The sequence below is a fragment of the Aeromonas sp. sif2433 genome (assembly GCF_019218705.1).
Taxonomy (GTDB): domain Bacteria; phylum Pseudomonadota; class Gammaproteobacteria; order Enterobacterales; family Aeromonadaceae; genus Aeromonas; species Aeromonas encheleia.
The window spans coordinates 1-842 of sequence record NZ_JAHUXD010000026.1; the positions used below are offsets into that span (position 1 = coordinate 1).

1 protein-coding gene is annotated in these 842 nt (G+C 61.3%); it reads left to right on the top strand.

Features of this window, described 5'->3' with window-relative positions:
• Window positions 1-840 (top strand): IS1595 family transposase (locus KW825_RS20210; protein WP_218330236.1); only part of this gene is annotated, 840 nt, incomplete at its 5' end.
• Window positions 841-842 lie beyond the last annotated feature (2 nt).

Consider the following 842-nt stretch of genomic DNA (forward strand, 5'->3'; position numbering starts at 1 on the left):
CCCGCTTGCCGATATTGCCCCCACTGTCAGGCCGAGGCCGCCCAATTGGCACCCTGGGGCTGGAGCCGAGGACTGCGCCGTTATCGCTGCAAGCAATGTCGGCGCACCAGTTCACTCCTCACCAAGACGCCCATGGCCAAACTGCGCAAGGCCCAGTGCTGGGAGGACTACGCCCAGGCCCTCATCGAAGGGCTTACCATCCGACAAGCGGCCCTCCGCTGCGGAGTCTGCAAAAACACCGCCTTCTTGTGGCGTCACCGCTTCCTGAAAGCCATGGCAACCCATCAGGCGGCACGGGAAGAGGGTATCGTCGAGGTCGATGAAACCTTCTTCCTGGAATCGTTCAAAGGGCTACGTAGATTACCTCGTCCGGCCCGCCGCCGCGGGGGTAAAGGGCGCACTCGTGGCACAGGGCCGGATTACATCCCGGTGATGGTGGTGCAGGACAGAGCTGGCCATCTGGCCGACTTTCAGTTGGAGCGACTAAATGCCAGGACAGTCAGGGAGGTGTTGCAGCCGCTTATCGCCCCGGATGCTGTGCTCTGCAGCGATGGTGCCGGGGTGTATGCCAGTTTCAGCAAGTCGCAGGGCATGAGCCACCAAGTGGTGCACAACCGTGCGGGAGAGCGGGTAGTGGGGGCCTATCACATTCAGCATGTGAACGGGTACCACCGGCGATTGAAGGAGTGGATGGAGCGGTTCCATGGGGTAGCGACCCACTATCTGAGGAATTATCTGGGCTGGCGACGGATGCTGGAGCGTTATGGGCGGGAAGTGGATGTTCCACGTTGCTTGCATGAGGCGCTTGGGCGCCCCATGCAACACGTAATTGGGACATAGCC